This is a genomic window from Streptomyces sp. NPDC059452 (assembly GCF_042750035.1).
In the GTDB taxonomy this organism is placed as follows: domain Bacteria; phylum Actinomycetota; class Actinomycetes; order Streptomycetales; family Streptomycetaceae; genus Streptomyces.
Window position 1 is genome coordinate 232,961 of the sequence record NZ_JBHYVE010000008.1, and the last position, 16,371, is coordinate 249,331.

General features: G+C 70.0%; 13 protein-coding genes. 7 read left to right on the forward strand and 6 right to left on the reverse strand.

From position 1 onward, the window contains the following. Window positions 1-2 precede the first annotated feature (2 nt). The 5 genes from ACFW9Z_RS14285 to eccE form a co-directional block, all read right to left on the reverse strand. Window positions 3-1,880: an ABC transporter substrate-binding protein gene (locus ACFW9Z_RS14285; RefSeq protein WP_384639363.1), complete on the reverse strand. Its 1,878-nt coding sequence runs from the start codon at window positions 1,878-1,880 to the stop codon at window positions 3-5. A gap of 196 nt (window positions 1,881-2,076) precedes the next feature. Further along, complete coding sequence (locus tag ACFW9Z_RS14290; RefSeq protein ID WP_384639365.1) at window positions 2,077-5,235, reverse strand: SCO5717 family growth-regulating ATPase; 3,159 nt, start codon at window positions 5,233-5,235, stop codon at window positions 2,077-2,079. A gap of 346 nt (window positions 5,236-5,581) precedes the next feature. Beyond that, a complete protein-coding gene (locus tag ACFW9Z_RS14295) occupies window positions 5,582-5,815 on the reverse strand; it encodes a DUF397 domain-containing protein (protein ID WP_384639367.1) in 234 nt (77 codons plus the stop codon). Window positions 5,816-5,901: 86 nt separating this feature from the next. After that, window positions 5,902-6,612 carry a hypothetical protein gene (locus ACFW9Z_RS14300; protein WP_384639370.1) on the reverse strand — a complete coding sequence of 237 codons (711 nt, stop codon included), beginning with the start codon at window positions 6,610-6,612 and terminating at the stop codon, window positions 5,902-5,904. A 38-nt stretch (window positions 6,613-6,650) separates the two neighbouring features. Next, the gene (eccE, locus tag ACFW9Z_RS14305) at window positions 6,651-8,006 is read right to left on the reverse strand and encodes a type VII secretion protein EccE (protein ID WP_384639373.1); all 1,356 of its coding nucleotides are present in this window, start codon (window positions 8,004-8,006) and stop codon (window positions 6,651-6,653) included. Window positions 8,007-8,192: 186 nt separating this feature from the next. Here eccE and eccB point away from each other — a divergent pair, with 186 nt between their 5' ends. The 7 genes from eccB to ACFW9Z_RS14340 all read left to right on the forward strand — a co-directional run bounded on the left by eccB (window position 8,193) and on the right by ACFW9Z_RS14340 (window position 15,471). Beyond that, a complete protein-coding gene (gene eccB / locus ACFW9Z_RS14310; RefSeq protein WP_384639376.1) occupies window positions 8,193-9,719 on the forward strand; it encodes a type VII secretion protein EccB in 1,527 nt (508 codons plus the stop codon). Between the two features lie 134 nt (window positions 9,720-9,853). Beyond that, window positions 9,854-11,092 (forward strand): type VII secretion-associated serine protease mycosin, encoded by a 1,239-nt coding sequence (mycP, locus tag ACFW9Z_RS14315; protein ID WP_384639379.1) that lies wholly within the window; start codon window positions 9,854-9,856, stop codon window positions 11,090-11,092. A gap of 180 nt (window positions 11,093-11,272) precedes the next feature. Continuing rightward, window positions 11,273-11,692 carry a hypothetical protein gene (locus ACFW9Z_RS14320; protein ID WP_384639382.1) on the forward strand — a complete coding sequence of 140 codons (420 nt, stop codon included), beginning with the start codon at window positions 11,273-11,275 and terminating at the stop codon, window positions 11,690-11,692. Continuing rightward, a complete protein-coding gene (locus ACFW9Z_RS14325; RefSeq protein WP_384639385.1) occupies window positions 11,689-13,395 on the forward strand; it encodes a hypothetical protein in 1,707 nt (568 codons plus the stop codon). Before ACFW9Z_RS14320 ends, ACFW9Z_RS14325 begins: the two co-directional genes overlap by 4 nt. Before the next feature lie 28 nt (window positions 13,396-13,423). Next, window positions 13,424-14,698 carry a S8 family serine peptidase gene (locus ACFW9Z_RS14330; protein ID WP_384639388.1) on the forward strand — a complete coding sequence of 425 codons (1,275 nt, stop codon included), beginning with the start codon at window positions 13,424-13,426 and terminating at the stop codon, window positions 14,696-14,698. A gap of 74 nt (window positions 14,699-14,772) precedes the next feature. Further along, on the forward strand, window positions 14,773-15,135 hold the full coding sequence (locus tag ACFW9Z_RS14335) for a WXG100 family type VII secretion target (protein ID WP_384639391.1): 363 nt from the start codon (window positions 14,773-14,775) through the stop codon (window positions 15,133-15,135). A gap of 36 nt (window positions 15,136-15,171) precedes the next feature. After that, window positions 15,172-15,471, forward strand: a complete 300-nt coding sequence (locus ACFW9Z_RS14340) for a WXG100 family type VII secretion target (protein WP_384639394.1) — start codon at window positions 15,172-15,174, stop codon at window positions 15,469-15,471. Between the two features lie 206 nt (window positions 15,472-15,677). Here ACFW9Z_RS14340 and ACFW9Z_RS14345 read toward each other — a convergent pair whose 3' ends face one another. After that, window positions 15,678-16,271, reverse strand: coding sequence for a hypothetical protein (locus ACFW9Z_RS14345; RefSeq protein WP_384639397.1), 594 nt, complete (start codon window positions 16,269-16,271; stop codon window positions 15,678-15,680). Between the last annotated feature and the right edge of the window lie 100 nt (window positions 16,272-16,371).

Sequence of the window (16,371 nt, forward strand, 5' to 3'; positions counted from 1 at the left end):
GACTATTCACGGTCTTCCGCGGTGGAGCGGCGACGCATGGCGAACAGCAGTCCGCCACCGGCGAGGACGACGACGGCGATCCCGACCCCGACGAACACCCCGGTGGAGGAGCCACCGGAGCCGGAGGAACCGGAAGTGGGGGCTCCGGCGGCCGGGACCGCCGACCACCAGCTCCAGTAGCCGTCCTGGCCGTAGATGTTGCCCGCGGCCGACGGCATGGTGGTGATGGACTCGATGTGGTCGGTGCGGTAGGCCTCGACGGCATTCGGGTACGCCATGACGTTCATGTACCCGGTGTCGTACAGCCGCGACTCCAGTTGCCGTACGAGATCCGCCCGCTTGGCGGTGTCGTACTCGGCCAGTTGCTTCTTGTAGAGCTCGTCGAACTGCTTGTCGCAGATGAAGTTGTCGGTCGTGGCCGACTCCTTCGCCTTGGTCGGAAGCGCGGCACAGGTGTGGATGGAGAGGACGAAGTCGGGGTCGGGGTTGACGGACCAGCCGTCGAAGGCGAGGTCGTACTCACCCGCGTACCAGGGGTCGGAGACGTTGTCGAGGCAGTCGACCTTCAGCCCGATGCCCAGATCGCCCCACCACTCCTGGAGGTACTTGCCGATCGCCTTGTCGTTGGGGTCGGTGGCGTGGCAGAGGATGCGGTAGTCGAGCGGCTTGCCGTCCTCGCCGACGCGCTTGCCCGCGCTGTTCTTCTTGTACCCGGCCTCGTCCAGCAGGGCGGCGGCCGCCGCCGGGTCGTAGGAGAGCTTCTGCTCGGCCGACGGCTTCCAGAAGTAGTCGGAGAAGCGCGGCGGGATGTACCCCTCGCCCTCGACGGCGTGGCCCTGGAACACCTTGTCGATGATCGTCTTGCGGTCGACGGCCTTGAACAGCGCGTGCCGCACCCGCTGGTCCAGCAGTGAGGGGTGGCCGTCGCCGAACTTCGTCCCGTCCTTGGTACGGGCCCCGGGGTTGACGGCGAGCGCGAAGAAGCGCCGGCCCGGGGCGTCGTTGACCTTGATGTCCGGGGCGGTCTTCAGCGAGGCGGACTGGGCCGGGGTCAGGCTGGGGCTGCCCGCGACGAAGGAGACCTCGCCCTTGCGCAGGGCGGCGACGGCCGCGTCCTGGTCCTTGTAGTAGCGGAAGACCAGCTCGTCGAACTTGGGCGAACCGCGCCAGAAGTCCTTGTTGGCCCTGAGCTTCACATAGCTGTCGACCTTGTAGTCCGTCAGGATGAACGGACCGTTCCCCACGATGGGGAAGTCCTTGTCGTTGTTGAACTTGGTGAAGTCACCGACCTTCTCCCAGATGTGCCTGGGCACGATCGGCACGTCCAGCGCGGCCATCGTGGCCTGTGGCTCCTTGAGCTTGACGACCAGCTTGTCCTTGCTCGGAGCCGTCACCTCCTCGAAGTTGCCGACGAAGCTGCCGTTGGAGGTGGCGGCCCCCTCGTCGGTCATCATCTTGTTGAACGTCCACGCCGCGTCCTCGGCGGTGGCCTGCTGCCCGTCCGACCACTTCGAGTCCGGCCGGATCGTGTACGTCCACGTCAGCTTGTCCTCGGACGGCTCCCACTTGGTGGCGAGCCCCGGGATCGCCTTGTTGTCCTCGGGGTCGTAGTTGGTCAGGTAGTCGTACATGAGCCGGTGGATGCTCGTGCTCAGCAGCCGCTGTGCGAGGAACGGGCTCAGCGAGTCGACGCTCTGCGCGACGGCGACCGTGAGCGTCGTCCTCCCGTCGTCGGCGCGGGCCTCGGAGGGCGCGGGCGCGAGCGGGTTTCCCGGGACGACGGAGCCGGCGGTGAGCGCCAGGGCGGCCGCGCCCGAGGCGAGCAGGGTACGCAGACGCCTGCCGGGCCGGGGGGTGCGGGAGGGAACTCTTGTGACCATGGACGGGGACCTCGCGTCATCACTCGCTTGAGAAGGCGGGTTGATCTCTGGTTCGCCAGCTGGTGAAGCGAAGGTCTATCAGCGGTCGCGGGGCTCGTCAACGGTCCGTCAAACAGCGTGTGGGCTGCGGAATCAGCCGGAAGGGCCCGTACCGCGCGAGCGGTACGGGCCCTCATTGGTCTACACCTCTAACGCCTTACTGGTGAGGAGCCTGCGGCGGCTGCGGAGGTGTCTGCTGCCAGCCCGCGGGCGGCACCGGGCCCTGGAGCTCGGGCTGGGCCGCCGGGCTGTCCGGACCGCCGGGCAGGCCCTGCGGCGGCGCGGCCGGAGCCGGTCCGCCGGGCTGGGTCTGCGGTCCGCCGGGCTGGGTCTGCGGGCCGACCGGCTGGGCCTGCGGGCCGACCGGCTGGGCCTGCGGTTCACCCGAATGGGCGTGTGGTCCGCCCGGCTGGGCCTGCGGGGGGAGCGACTGCTGCCACCCGTTCTGCTGACCGCCCGGTGCCGGCTGCGGGGGATAGGGCTGCTGCGGAACGCCCGGCTGTCCGGCCGCTTGATATCCCCCGTACGGCGGCTGCCCCTGCTGTCCGGGGTAGGGCTGCTGACCCGGCTGATGAGGGGCCGACTGCTGCTGCGGCGGCTGGTAGGGCTGGCCGGGGGCGGGCTGCTGCGGCGCGTACGGCTGCTGCCCGCCGGGGCCCGGTTGCTGGGGCGGGTAGGGCTGTTGTTGCTGGGGGGCGTGGGGCTGTTGCGGGGCGTGGGGCTGCTGACCCGGCTGGCCTTGCTGGCCGGGCCGGCCCGGCATCGGCTGGCCCTGGGTCGGGTAGCCCTGCTGGCCCGGCATCGGCGGGGCGTACTGCGGGGGCGGGTTCTGGCCGTCCGCCGTCCACAGCCCCTGCTGCTGCTGGGCGCGCGCGAAGTCCTCCGCGACGAGGGCCGAGAGGTTGAAGTACGCCTCCCGGGTCTTGGGCCTCATCATGTCGAGGTCGACCTCGGCGCCCGCCGCCAGGTGCTCGTCGAACGGGACGACCACGACACCCCGGCAGCGCGTCTCGAAGTGCTGCACGATGTCGTCGACCTTGATCATCTTGCCGGTCTCACGGACCCCCGAGATGACGGTGAGCGAACGCTGCACCAGGTCCGCGTACCCGTGCGCCGAGAGCCAGTCCAGCGTGGTGGAGGCGCTGGAGGCACCGTCGACCGAGGGCGTGGAGATGATGATCAGCTGGTCGGCGAGGTCCAGCACCCCGCGCATCGCGCTGTAGAGGAGGCCGGTGCCCGAGTCGGTGAGGATGATCGGGTACTGCTTGCCGAGCACGTCGATCGCGCGCCGGTAGTCCTCGTCGTTGAACGCGGTGGAGACCGCCGGGTCCACATCGTTGGCGATGATCTCCAGACCGGAGGGGGCCTGCGAGGTGAACCGGCGGATGTCCATGTACGAGTTGAGGTACGGGATCGCCTGGACCAGATCGCGGATCGTGGCCCCGGTCTCGCGCCGCACCCGGCGCCCGAGCGTGCCCGCGTCCGGGTTGGCGTCGATGGCGAGGATCTTGTCCTGCCGCTCGGTGGCCAGGGTCGAGCCCAGCGCGGTCGTGGTCGTGGTCTTGCCGACGCCGCCCTTGAGGCTGATGACGGCGATCCGGTAGCAGGAGAGGACCGGCGTACGGATCAGGTCCAGCTTGCGCTGGCGCTCGGCCTCCTCCTTCTTCCCGCCCAGCTTGAACCGGGAGGCGGCGGAGGGGTTGCGGCTGCTCTTCGCCTTCTGCTTGCCCCGGACGAGCCGGTCGGAGGAGAGCTCGACGGCCGCCGTGTACCCGAGGGGCGCGCCCGGCACGGAACGCTCGCGCTGGTCGTGGGTGACCGGGGTGGGCCAGGCGCCGCCGGTGCGGGGGTCGACGGGGTGGCCCTGGTGCTGCTGGCCGGGGTGGGCCTGGGGGTTCGGCTGGCCCTGCTGTACGGGTGCGCCCGGCCGGCCCGGCTGCTGCTGGGCGGGGAGGTGGGGCGGCTGGGGCTGCCCCTGGTGCTGACCTGGCTGCTGGTACGGCTCCGGGGGCTGGGGAGCGGCCGGGGCGGGGAGGTTGGGGGTGGGCTGCTGGTGGGGTGCGTTCGGGTCGTACGGCGGGTGCGCCTGCGGGAAGCCGTACCCCCCTTGCGCGCCCTGCGGGGGCAGTTGCTGCGGCGGGAAGCCATAACCGCCCGCGCCCTGGGGGGCTTGGGGGTGGGCCTGCGGCGGCAGGGGTGCGCCCGGCGTGCCTTGTACGCCCTGTGCGCCTTGGCCGGGGAACTGCTGGTGCTGCTGTTGCGGTGCGTGGGGCGGCTGGGGCCCCTGTGGCTGCTGGGCCGTCTGCGGGAAGCCGTAGCCGCCGGGGGCCTCGTTGGGCGGCACCGGGGCGGGCCACTGGCCTGCGGGCTGCGGTGCGGTGGGCTGCGGAGCGGCCGGCTGGAAGGCGGGCGGCAACGGCGGAAGCGCGCTGCCCTCGGCGGGCGCGGACCACGGCACCGGTGCCGCTGAGGTCTGCGGGCCGGGCGCGGCGGGCGGTGCGGCAGGGGCTGCCGGAGCATCGTGGGAAGCGGCGTTCTGCGGGACGGCGGGGGTCTCGGTGCCCGCCCCGGTGCCGGTGGCCGGTTCGCTGTCCGTGTCGCCGTCGGCGGCGGGCACCTTCTCGGAGGTGTCCGCGTCACCCGGCTTCCCGGAGTCCGCCGCGTCACCCGCGTCCGCGCCCGAGCCGTTCTCTGCGCTCTCCTCGGCGGCGGTGGCGGAACCTGTGCCCGTACCGTCGTCGGCGGCCGTGGCCCCCGACTCCGTACGGGAGACGCCCGAACCCGACTCCGTACCGGACCGGCCGGAACCCGAGTCCGCACCGGAAGCGTCCGAGCCCGGCTCCGCACCCGAAGCCTCCGCCTCGCGCTCGGCGATCTCCCGCTTGAGGGCGGCAGGGGAGAAGCGCATCGTGGCGCCGCTCTCCACATCGCCACCCCCGAACGTCCCCGAGTCCCCCTCGGCGGAGGCGGAGGCGGGAACGGGGGCGGGGGCAGCCGGAGCACCGGGAACGACCGGCCCGACCGGCGCCTCGGGCTCGGCGGGCGTCGCAGACGACGGCGTCGGGGCCCAGTTCGGGTCGAAGCCGCCCGCGGACGGCTGCCCCGGTACGGAGACGGGGGCCCCGTGCGGCGGCGGAGGCGGCGCCAGCTGGGAGCCCGCTCCCCCCGACGAGTCGCCCGCCGCGTTCTGCGTGTACCAGGCGGGAGGGGTGTAGTCGATGGTGAACTCACCCGTCATCTCGGCGGGATCCGCGTCGGACGACTCGTCGACGGGCGTGTCCCATCCGCCGCGGATCTCGTCCCGATCGCTGTTCACTATGCCTCCTGGTGTGGTCGAGCACCCTTGTGCCGTGGTGGGTGGGGGCGGTCGTTCCCATGGGCCCGGTCGTTCTTATGGGCCCGGTCCGCCCGGCTCTCCCCCTTGCGACGCGCACAACCCGCTCGCAGGTTCTTCTGCCGCGCCCCCACCCACCCTAATCGCCATGGGGCGAACTCAGGCAGGCCGTATCGCACGGCAAAGGACACCCCCGGGTCACGTACCGCTCCTCGGCGAACCGAGTACGGCAGAAGCGGAAGGGCGATGCGGTCAATTCGGGTCATCCACGGACACGGAGAAGGGTGGCGGCCCGACCGGGCAGCCACCCTCGTACCGCGTACGGCGCCTACTTGAGGTCGAACTCACCATCGCGGGCGCCGAGGACGAACGCCCGCCACTCCGCCTCCGTGTACCGCAGGACGGTGTCCGGGTCCAGGGAGGAGCGCATGGCCACCGCGCCCCCCGGCAGATGCGCGATCTCGACGCGCTCCTCGACGTCCTCGGTCCCGGGCGCGCTCAGCCACTTCACATCGGAGATGTCGAGAGCGTAGAGCTCGTCCTTTTCCTGCTGGGTGCCCATGCCGGCGTCCCTTTCGATCGAACTGTGTCGTTGCCTGGTCCATGGTCCCCAATGAGAGGGGGCCATGTCGTACGAACGGGAGAGGATCAGTCCATCCGGCGAGCTGTCCCCAGCAGACCGGTCTCCGCGTCCGTCGCGCTCGTCATCACCCAGTGGTGCTCACGGCCCGCCACCCAGAGCGTCACGCCGTCCGCCAGGGTCGGCAGCGCCTCGGTCTCGGCCCGGGCGAGCCCCAGGATCCGGCCGATCTGCTCCGCCTCGTCGGGCGAGACCCGCTGGATGCCCACGAGCGCGGAGGAGCGCATCAGCCGGGGTGCCACGGGGCTCAGATAGGGGAGCAGGGTCAGCACGGACTGCCAGGGGGAGGAGATCACCCGGCCGCGCGGCGGCCGCATACCGCAGTCCCGCACGACCACCACGGGGCTGCCGACCGTCGCACCCGTCGGCGGGACGCGTCCCACGTCGTACAGGGAGACGCACTCCAGCCCGGCGCCCGCCGCCTGCGCCAGCGTGGTCCAGGCCTGGACGCGGCCGGTCTCGACCGCCACCCGAGCGCCCGTGCCCGCGGCGCGCAGCGCCAGGACCTGCGCGGTCCACAGCCCGCCGATCAGTGTGACGTCGTACGGGACCGGGCGGTGGAACCCGATCAACTGCGGGCGCCCCTCCGCGTCGTTGCCGATGATCACGCCGTCGTCGCCGACCGGGAGCGACAGGGCGCCCAGGTCGTCGGTGGCGACCGAGTGGCCCGCGTGGCGGGGGCCGAGCAGCCCGCGCCTGGCCCCGGTGCGCTCCGTCACGCCTCGCCCCACGGCCCGGTTCCTCCTCGATGCGATCGTCACTGGGCCCCTCCCAGCGGGAGCGTCGCCAGCACACCCGGCAGCTGTTCGCGGTCCAGCCGCGCCAGCCCCACCTTGGCGTGCCGGGCGGCCTGCTCCAACGTCCTTCGTACGCCGACCAGTTCGGTGTCGGACCCGCCGGTCACCCGGACATGGCCGGTCACACTCGTCGCCCCCTGCCGCGAACCGCGCCGCACGGTCAGGCTGAACGTCGTCGCGTACGCGGGGACCGACGTCAGCAGCGCGACCAGCTGCGGGAGCGGCGTCGCCCCCCGGCCCAACTCGGGCCAGCGGTCCACCGCGTACGTGGTGTGCCACCGGTCGTCGCACCGCCAGACCCGCGAGGTCTCCATCGTGCGCCGCTGCGGTGCGGCGTCCGGGCGTCCCGCGCGGCCCGACAGCAGGGGGTTGGCGCAGGCGGAGGTGGCGACGGCCGAGTTCAGCTCCTCCTGGTCCAGCACCACGGCCCGGAACCCGGCCCCCGTGATCCGGCTCGCCACATGGTCCGCGACCCGCACCAGGCAGCGCTGGGCCCCCTCGATCCCGCCGCCGCGCGCCTCGATGGCCTCCCGGCACAGCTCGGGGTCCAGCTTCACCGCCACCCAGGTCATCCGGAGCGCGGGGGCCCCGGTCTGATCCTGGAGGGGCGCGTAACTGAGGCGGGCCACCGACTGCTGCGGCAGATGCGGAGCGGGGGCGGCCCGTACCTGCTGCACCAACTGCGCCGATTCCAGGACGATGTCGTCGACCTGGAGGGCATCGCCGAGCAGCGACAGCGGGAGCGAACGGGCGCCGGACGCGGGCCGCAGGGCCTCGCCGCTCGCCTCCACCCGTACCGCGGCGGTGAGGAAGGTGCCGTCCCCGAGCATGCCCACCGTGCGGTGGTCGCGGTCCACATGGATATGGGGGCCGAAGCCCGGCACGTTCTCCGCGACCGGGGCCAGCATCGGCTCCACGTCGGCGGCCGGTGCGGCGGCGGTGCGGCGCCGGGCCTTGAGCGTGAGGGCCGTGGCCAGCCAGTCCTGGAGCGCCCGGCCCCGACGGCGTACGACCGCGAGCAGCACCAGCAGGACCACCAGCACCCCGGCGGGCACCAGCCACGCACCGCCGAGCGCAGCACCCACCACGGCCACCGCGAGCGCGGCCTCGACGATCACGAGCTGCCGCAGCAGGGGCCGGCCCCGGCCCGTCCCCGCGAGCGCGCGCAGGGTGGTGGCCGCGGGGGCGCCCGGCGAGGGGGCGTTCGACGTGGTGGCGGGGGCGGTCGCGGCCGGCTCGTTGCTGCGTTGCCGACGGGAAGGCCCGGGGGTTCGGCGGCCGGACCGCCCGGTACGCTCGCGCGTAGCTGCACCCATAGCCGCGTTGCCCCCTCGTGTCCCGTATTCACCGTTTTCCGCACGGGTGTTGACCGGGTGGTCACCCTACCTGAGCAGTGGGGGCCGAGCCCCTGGGGGCATAGTAGGGGCCCGGTGCGACACCAGGGGCTGACGGTGCGTGTGGCACCCTGGTCGACGCACTGGGGAGAAGGGGGCAGGGGACACATGGCATCACGGCGGGATGAACTCAACGCCTACACCTTTGCGAAGCGGAGGTTGATCGCACAGTTCCTGCAACCCCACCCGAGCGGCTCCGAGGAAGGCGCACCGCGCCCCCTGCGCGCGGTTTTGCCGGGAGCGATCATCGGTGTCGTCATCCTCGCCGGATTCGGCGCCTGGGGCATGTTCAAACCGGTGGCCCCCCAGGAGTGGGACAAGCCCCACGAGAACGTCATCATCGCCAGTGAGTCCACCACCCGTTATGTGGTGCTGACGACCGACGGCAAGAAGCAGCTCCACCCCGTCCTGAACATGTCCTCGGCCAAGCTCCTGCTCGCCCAGGGCAAGGGCAAGGTCGTCAACGTCGACGAATCGGTCCTGGACAACGGCAAGATCCCGCACGGCGCCACCCTCGGCATCCCGTACGCCCCCGACCGGCTGCCCGACCCCAAGGACGCCGGATCCGCCAAGCGCTGGGCCGTCTGCGAACAGCCCGGTGAGGGCCGCCGGGCCATCCAGAAGGCGGCCTTCCTCTTCGCCGAGCGCGAGCAGGGGAAGACCGAGGGCAAGGGGAAGCTGCGCGGCGGCGAGATGATGTACGTCCAGGGGCCCGACCGGACCCGCTACCTCGTGGGCGCCACGGGCAAGGCCTACCCGGTCCCCGAGGACGAACTGCTGCTGCGCACCCTGGTCGACCAGAACCGCACGCCCCAGCGGGTCTCCGCCGACTGGCTGAAGACGCTGCACCAGGGGGACCGGATCAACTTCCCGTCCCTGGAAGGAAAGCCGGGCGACCCCGCGAACGTACCGGGCACCCTGGACACCGACGCGAGCCGGGTCGGCATGGTCCTGGCCGCCACAGCCGGAACCAGGACCCAGAGTTACGTCGTCCTGCCCGACAGGGTCGCCCCCGTATCGGACTTCATCGCCAAGCTCCTGCTCAGCAGCCGGGACCTCCAGACGCTCGGCCAGGCCGGCCGGGTGAAGCCCGTGAGCGCCGCCTCGTTCTCGCCGGGCCGGGCGTTCGGCGCGGAACTGGACTGGCCCGTCCACGAGCCGAAGCCCGTCAACTCCCCGGACGTCAAGAAGGAAAGCCGGAACACCGTGTGCAACGTCCTGCGCGACGTCGACGCCGACAACGGCTCCACCACCCTCTCCACCTGGGCCGGTACGGGCTTCCCGGCGACGCTCCCCACCGGCTCCTCCAGCGCCTACGTCACCCCCGGATCGGGTCTGTTCTTCCGCCAGTTCCAGGCATCCAAGACCGACGCCGGCTTCCTCTTCCTGGTCACCGACACCGGACTGCGCTACGCGATGCAGTCCAACAGCGACAGCGGGCAGGACGACTCGGGCATCGGCGAGTCCGGCTCGGAGAAGGAGCGCCAGGACCGGCAGCAGGAGGCCCAGCAGGCCCAGACCCGCCTCGGCTACAAGGACATCGACCCGATCCCGGTCCCGGCCGTCTGGTCCTCCTTCCTGCCGACGGGACCGCGCCTCTCCACGGGCGCGGCGCGCCAGCCGCAGGGCTCGTGAGGAGCCGAGGGAGCATGACGCCCCCCACGACGACCATGCCTGCGGCCACGACTTCGCCGACCCGGCGCCTCTCGAACACGACTTCGCCGACCCGCCGCCTCGTGAGGATGACATCGACCCGCCGCCTCGTGAGGATGACATCGACCCGCCGCCTCCTGACGGCCGCGGCGGCGGCCGGGGTCCTCCTCGTCACCCTCCCGGCCCCCACGGCCGCCGCGGCCGACTCCACCCAGTGCACGTTCCCCTCGAAGAAGTACCCCGGCCGCCCCTGGTCGTTGCAGCGCGTCCTGATGGACGAGCTGTGGAAGCAGTCCACCGGGAAGGGGGTACGGGTGGCCGTCATCGACACCGGCGTCGACGTGAAGAACCCCCAGCTGACCCCCGCCGTGGACGCCAAGGCGGGCATCAACCTGCTGCCGAAGGACCTCAAGACCGAGGACGGCCGGAAGGTGAAGCGCGGCAAGGAGAACGGCACCACGGACGAGGTGGGCCACGGCACCAAGGTCGCCGGGATCATCGCCGCGCGCCCGGCGAAGGGCACGGGCTTCACCGGCCTCGCCCCGGACGCGACGATCATCCCGATCCAGCAGAACGACGCCGACGGCAACGGCACGGCGGAGTCCCTGGCCACCGCGATCCACCACGCGGTCGACAAGGCGAAGGCCCGCGTCATCAACATCTCCCAGGACACCGCCGACGCGGTCGCGCCGTCCGAGAAGCTGCGACGGGCGGTCGACCACGCCCTGGCCAACGACGTCGTGGTCGTCGCCTCGGCGGGCAACGACGGCGGGGACGGCAACGTGAAGAAGACCTACCCCGCCTCGTACGAGGGGGTCCTCGCCGTCGCCTCCTCCGACCGGAACAACGAACGCGCGTACTTCTCCCAGACCGGCGACTTCGTCGGCATCGCCGCCCCCGGCGTGGACATGATCTCCACCGTCCCCGACGGCGGCCACTGCGCCGACAACGGCACCAGCTTCTCCGCCCCGTACGTCGCCGGGGTCGCCGCGCTCATCAGGGCCAAGCACCCCGACTGGACGCGGCAGCAGATCGTCGCCCAGATCCAGCAGACGGCGGAGCGCTCCGTGGCAGGCCACGACCGCCATGTGGGCTGGGGCGTCATCGACCCGGTCCGCGCGCTGACCGAGGACGAGAAGCCCATCGAGCGCCCGGTCGCGAACGAGGGCATGAGCAAAGGCGAAGCCCCGACCCCGGCCCAACTCCACCTGGGCGAAACGGCCGACGAACGCAACGCCCGCCTGGCGACGTACGTCGTCGTGGGCGGCGGTGTCCTGGTGGCCGCGATCGCCGGGGCGTCAGTAGCCGTACGGGACATGAGGCGTCGCACCAGGCGGCTGGCGGGCGGCGGCTGACGCATGAGACAAGTCACGTGGCCGGGAAGCCAATTGGCCCGGCGCCACACAGTGACTAGAGTTGCAGCGATGAGATGGGCTCGGATCGCGTCAGTGCGATAGCAACGCAGAACGATCCGAGCAAACGGGGATGCAGAACGGGGAGGACGGCATGGGGACCGATCCCAGGCGGTGGTGGCCGTGACGGAAGACCTCAGGCGTGGCGTAGGAGCGCTGGAGACCTTCAAGAAGAGCGTGGACAAGCTGCTCGCGGACTTCGAGGGTTCACCGGCCAGCAGGACGAAGGTGGCGGCCCAGACGGTGTCGCGCACGTCCCTGAGCGGCTCGAACGCCTGCTTCGCCGAGGCGGACGGCCTCTATACGCAGTACAACCGCGTCCACAAGGCCCTGGTCTCGCTCTCCAGGTCGCTGGGCGAGCAGATCGAGTACCTGAGCCTGGGCGTGCATGCGGCGGCGGTGGGCTTCGACAACGTGGATGACGACACCCGGCGACGCTTTCACGAGATCCAGACGCGGATGGACCGGGAACGCGAGAAGGGCGGCAAGCCCGAGGCAGACAACCGCGAAGGCCGGGTCGACCGCGGGTGGGGAGCGGAATGAGCGACGAGAAGCAGCCTGAACTGACTCCTGCGGAACAGCGGGAGCAGGACGAGCAGCGCGTCAATGCCCAGGTGCACCTCAGCGACGTGGCTCATGGGGCCAGAAAGATCACCTTTCCCGGAGACTTCGGAATTTTCGGAGCGCTGGGTAAGCTTTCTCCCGGAGGCCGTACCTCCTTCGAGGGACACCAGCTCAACACCATGATCGACCTGGTGGAGAACTCCAACCCCGCGGATCTGGAAAGCGCGGGCGAGTCGCTCTGGGATGCCAGGAACGCCATCCGGAAGGCGGCGGGGGAGCTGAAGGAGCACCTCGCCGAGGTCGACTGGCAGGGTGAGTCCGGCGACGCGTTCCGCAAGTGGGGCGAGGGACTGGTCACCCACGCCATGAAGCTCGGAGACTTCGCGGACGCAGCCGGCACGCAGATCACGGTCGCAGGCACCGGTCTGGCGTCGGTACGCTCCGCCATGCCGCCGCGTGACTCTCGTCCGGTACGCAAGAAGCCGGACGAGGTCGACCTCCTGAACAGAGTTGAGGGCAACCCGGAGTACGACGCCGCGGTCAAGGTGGAGAAGAACCGCCAAGAGGCCATCAACCAGATCAACCGGCTGGCGTCGTTCTACGCGGTCTCGGAGGAGAGGCTGGCGGCGCAGGAGCCGCCGAGGTTCGACAAAGGGCTTGGCATCGACATGCCCTTGCCGACGGGGGAAAAGGTGGGGCCCCGTCCCGAAAGCTCATCCACGGCTGCAGTTGGCCTGGGAGGCGTTGCGGCTCCAGGCCAGTCGGTGCGTGCGGCCACGGGAGGGCCTGACACTGTGGGCGCCTCCGGCGGACGCCCCTCATCCGAGGTTCTAGGCCCGGCACCTGTGCTGGACAGGAGCATCGCGACGGAGATCAATAGTGTCGCGACTCCTACCGCTCCCACTGCGCTCACCGGTATCACCCCCACCCAGCCGAATACGAGTGGGCCGGGAACGGTCGGAGGCCCCCAACCGTCCATGGCTCCCAGCTTCGGAAGCCCGGTCCCGGCCGGTTCGCCGCGGTTCCCGGGAACATCGGGTGCACCCAGGCCTGTGGGCAACGGTGGTGGAGGTCTGGGCAGGACGTCCTCGCCGGGTGGAAGTGCCACCGCCAGGGGTGCCGTCGGCGCGCCTGTCGGGCGGCCGAGCCCGATGAGTGGTGGCGGCCCCTCGGCAACCGGGCGTTCCATCGGCGGTACGCAGCCGCCCGTGGCAGGCCAGTCCGGAGTAACGGGCGGCCGCCCCGTGGCTGCCCAGGGCGGCACAGCCGCACCGGGCAGCTCTCGTACGGGTCAGGGCAACGGAATTGTGGGCGGAACGCCGCAGCGGGCTGTTTCCGGACCGTCGTCCGGGGTTGGTGGGGCTCGAGGGGGTTCCCCAGGAACAGTGATCGGTGGCCCGGGGGCGTCGCAGACAGGGGCATCTGCTGGGCGCCCGGCGCAGCGCGGTGCTGTCGCTTCGGCCGCCAACGGAGTGCTCGGTGCCCCCCGAGGAGCATCGGGAGCCGGTTCCAAGGGCTTCACTTCTGGTGGTGCAGGCCTCGTCCGTGGTCCTGCCGGTCGACGGAAATCTGACCGGAAGGACGAGGAGAGCACCGGGTCGACTCGTCCGGACTACCTGACGGAAGACGAAGAGACGTGGGCGGTCCGACGGCGCGGACCTGTGCCGCCGGTGGTCGAGTAGAAGCCCCAGGGAAGGTTCGGAAGTCGGGATGACAGCAGGAATGGGTCGGCCCCAGAAGCGTGTGCGCTGGCGTGCGCTCGGCGCACTGACAGTGGCTGCTTCGTGGAGCGTGCTCTTTGCGGCTGGGGCGCAGCCTGCCGCAGCGGCGGACGTGCAGTCAGAGCAGTGGTACCTCAGCGCGATGCAGGCTGAGGAAATGTGGAAAGTCGCAAAGGGCGAAGGCATCAAAGTTGCTGTCATCGACACGGGCGTCAACCCGAATACTCCTTCCTTGAAAGGGCAGGTCCTCAAGGGATTCGACGCCACTGGTGTCGCCGGCGATGAGAACGACGACTACAACGGGCACGGCACGAATATGGCGGAGCTCATTGCTGGCACGGGAGCCGGTGGAGGCCTCAAGGGGCTCGCTCCAGGTGTGAAGATCATCCCTATGCGTATCAGTAATACGGAGTTCCAGAACAAGCATTCCGTTAATGCCAGGGATGCCGAAGACGCCATTAGAGCTGCCGCCGACAGTGACGCAAAGATCATCAGTATGTCCTTCTCGAGCCCGTATTCTTCAAGCGGTCAGCGTGCGGCGGTCAAGTATGCTGAAAGTAAGGGAAAGTTGTTCTTCGCTGCGGCTGGAAATGATGGAGACGGGAGTAACAAGAGGGAGTATCCGGCGGCATACGACCAGGTGGTGGGTGTCGCGTCTGCGGATGAGAATGGCCAGGTTGCGGAATACTCGCAGAGCTCAGGGACGGTGGATATTGCTGCTCCCGGACAAGAAATTCCGCTGTGGTGTGATAATTCTTTCCGGAAGTACTGCAACGGAGCTGGCGGAACTAGCTCCGCCACCGCCATCGCCTCCGCCTCCGCAGCTCTCGTCTGGTCTGCCAACCCTGACTGGACCGCGAACCAGGTACTCAACGTGCTCTTCGACACGGCTGGGCGGGACTGGAAGAAGGGCGACCGCAGCGCCTTCCTCGGCCACGGCTTGATCCGCCCCTCGATGAATCTTCTGAAGGGCAAGGGCGACCCGGGAGACCCCGACATCAGCCCGCTCACCAAGAAGCGGACGGACGCGGCCCCGACTTCGCCCCCGCCCTCCCCCTCAACTCCCTCCGCCCCCGCCTCCCCGCAGCCCGCCCGCAGCGAGGACCAAAAGGGCGACGAGACCGATGAAACCGTCGCTACGGGCGATGTCGCCAAGGCGTCGGGCGACGGTGCACCGACGGGCCTGATCCTCGGCGGTATCGCAGCCGTGGCCGTCCTCGGAGGAGTGGTCTTCGCCGTCGTCCGCAGACGCGGCGCGGCCTGACCGCACGTTCCTCACCCAGACCAGCCGGCGAGCCACGTCGGTTCCGCAGAATCAACTGAACGGAAAGGAAAGCCATGGCAGCAGACCAGAAGGTCTCAGAATCAGCCCTAATCGGCCTGGAGAACGCCCTCACCGAGAGGTTCGACTCCGTGAAGGGCCAGCTCAGTCAGCTCAACGCCACGATCGACAGCCTGGAAGGCGCCTGGCAGGGCATCGGGGCCGGGCAGTACAACGTCAAGCAGGCAGAGATCAACCGGCGCATTGTCAGCATCGGCAAGGAGCTGCTGCGCTTCCAGGAGGCCATCAAGGCCGCCCGGACCATCTCGGGCAACACCGAGGACGAGATCAAGGCGGCCCTCATGGGCGTCGACGTCGTCGAGGGCTACTCGGGCGACGCCGAGGCCACGGCCCGCGTGTCGAACCTGAACAAATTCTGACCGGCATTCCGTAACTCGACAGAGAAGGAGGACCACATGCCTGCCAACGACGGTACGACGGTCGTCACTTATTCCAGCCTCGAACTGGCTGCTTCTGCGATCGAAGCTCAGGCGAAGCGGCTCGACCAGGACCTCACCGAGATCAAGGGCATGATCGAATCGGTCTCGGAACTGTGGGAGGGCGAAGCCAAGTCGGCCTACCGCGCGGCACAGAAGAGGTGGGACGCGGACGCGACGGCCATCAAGCAGAACCTCTTCCAGATCTCCAGCGCCGTGCGCGAAGCGGGTGTCGCCTACCGCAGCGGCGACAAGCGGGCCGCTGCGAACTTCCTCTAGCCGACCCGGCTGATCCGGCGGCCGGTCTGGCCGGTCTGGCCGGTCCTGTCGGAAGCCGACAGCCGAGGAAGCAGGCTGCAAGCAACAGCACATCAGGGTGGACACGCGCGGGAGGTGTCCACCCTGAGTGCGTCCCGACGCCCCAAGAGAGTGGTGGGGCCTGGGCAGAGCGCCGTGGGACGGAACCGTGCCGACGGAAGTGGGGCTCAGCACTCACCCTTATGATGCTTCACCGTGTACGTGTGCCTGGGAAGGCCCCCTGACCCCTCGCGGCCGAGTCCACCAGGTATGACCTGGGCGTCATCCTTGTCCCTGACGCGTTCAACCTGCACGCAGAAGGCCGCTGAGGCCCCGTAGGCAGTCACCGTGTAGCTGGCCCTGGAAGGCTTGTTCGCCTCTGAGGGCGTGGCTGCCACACCGGACTGCGGAGCACCACCGCCTCCGTTCTCGATGAGCTCGTCCTTGATCATTCTGGAATTCTCGTCGTCGAAGTCATCTTCGCTGCCGTCGAGATTTCCGAAACCGGACATGCCGTTCATCTCCGCCACGGACTGGCTGACCGCGCTGGCCAGCTCCTCATCGCTCCATTCCGCATTGGCGGTAACGGCCATGAACTGGAACGCCGAGTAGAGGCAGAGCCCTGCCATCCCGAAGAGGACGATGCGGCCGACGGTGAACGCGGCGTCAGGAAGTTCGGGCGCTGACGGATTCAGGGCGCGGCGCCAGGAGCGAACCCGGTCCGCCTTGATGCATCCCATGGCAACCACCAGGCCAGCCAGTACGAAGGTGAACACGACCATCGGATTGATACCCTCCCACTCCAGTGCCTGGGGTCCGAAACATTTTCCTCAGGCTCGAATGCGTCATACCGTCTTCGGTGAACTTCCGCCATGCTGACAG

Coding starts and splice junctions, on each gene's coding strand:
- ACFW9Z_RS14285 (WP_384639363.1), bottom strand. CDS start 1,880: ATGGTCACAAGAGTTCCCTCCCGCACCCCCCGGCCCGGCAGGCGTCTG.
- ACFW9Z_RS14325 (WP_384639385.1), top strand. CDS start 11,689: ATGAGCGACGAGAAGCAGCCTGAACTGACTCCTGCGGAACAGCGGGAG.
- eccB (WP_384639376.1), top strand. CDS start 8,193: ATGGCATCACGGCGGGATGAACTCAACGCCTACACCTTTGCGAAGCGG.
- ACFW9Z_RS14295 (WP_384639367.1), bottom strand. CDS start 5,815: ATGGGCACCCAGCAGGAAAAGGACGAGCTCTACGCTCTCGACATCTCC.
- ACFW9Z_RS14345 (WP_384639397.1), bottom strand. CDS start 16,271: ATGGTCGTGTTCACCTTCGTACTGGCTGGCCTGGTGGTTGCCATGGGA.
- ACFW9Z_RS14330 (WP_384639388.1), top strand. CDS start 13,424: ATGACAGCAGGAATGGGTCGGCCCCAGAAGCGTGTGCGCTGGCGTGCG.
- ACFW9Z_RS14335 (WP_384639391.1), top strand. CDS start 14,773: ATGGCAGCAGACCAGAAGGTCTCAGAATCAGCCCTAATCGGCCTGGAG.
- ACFW9Z_RS14340 (WP_384639394.1), top strand. CDS start 15,172: ATGCCTGCCAACGACGGTACGACGGTCGTCACTTATTCCAGCCTCGAA.
- eccE (WP_384639373.1), bottom strand. CDS start 8,006: ATGGGTGCAGCTACGCGCGAGCGTACCGGGCGGTCCGGCCGCCGAACC.
- mycP (WP_384639379.1), top strand. CDS start 9,854: ATGACATCGACCCGCCGCCTCCTGACGGCCGCGGCGGCGGCCGGGGTC.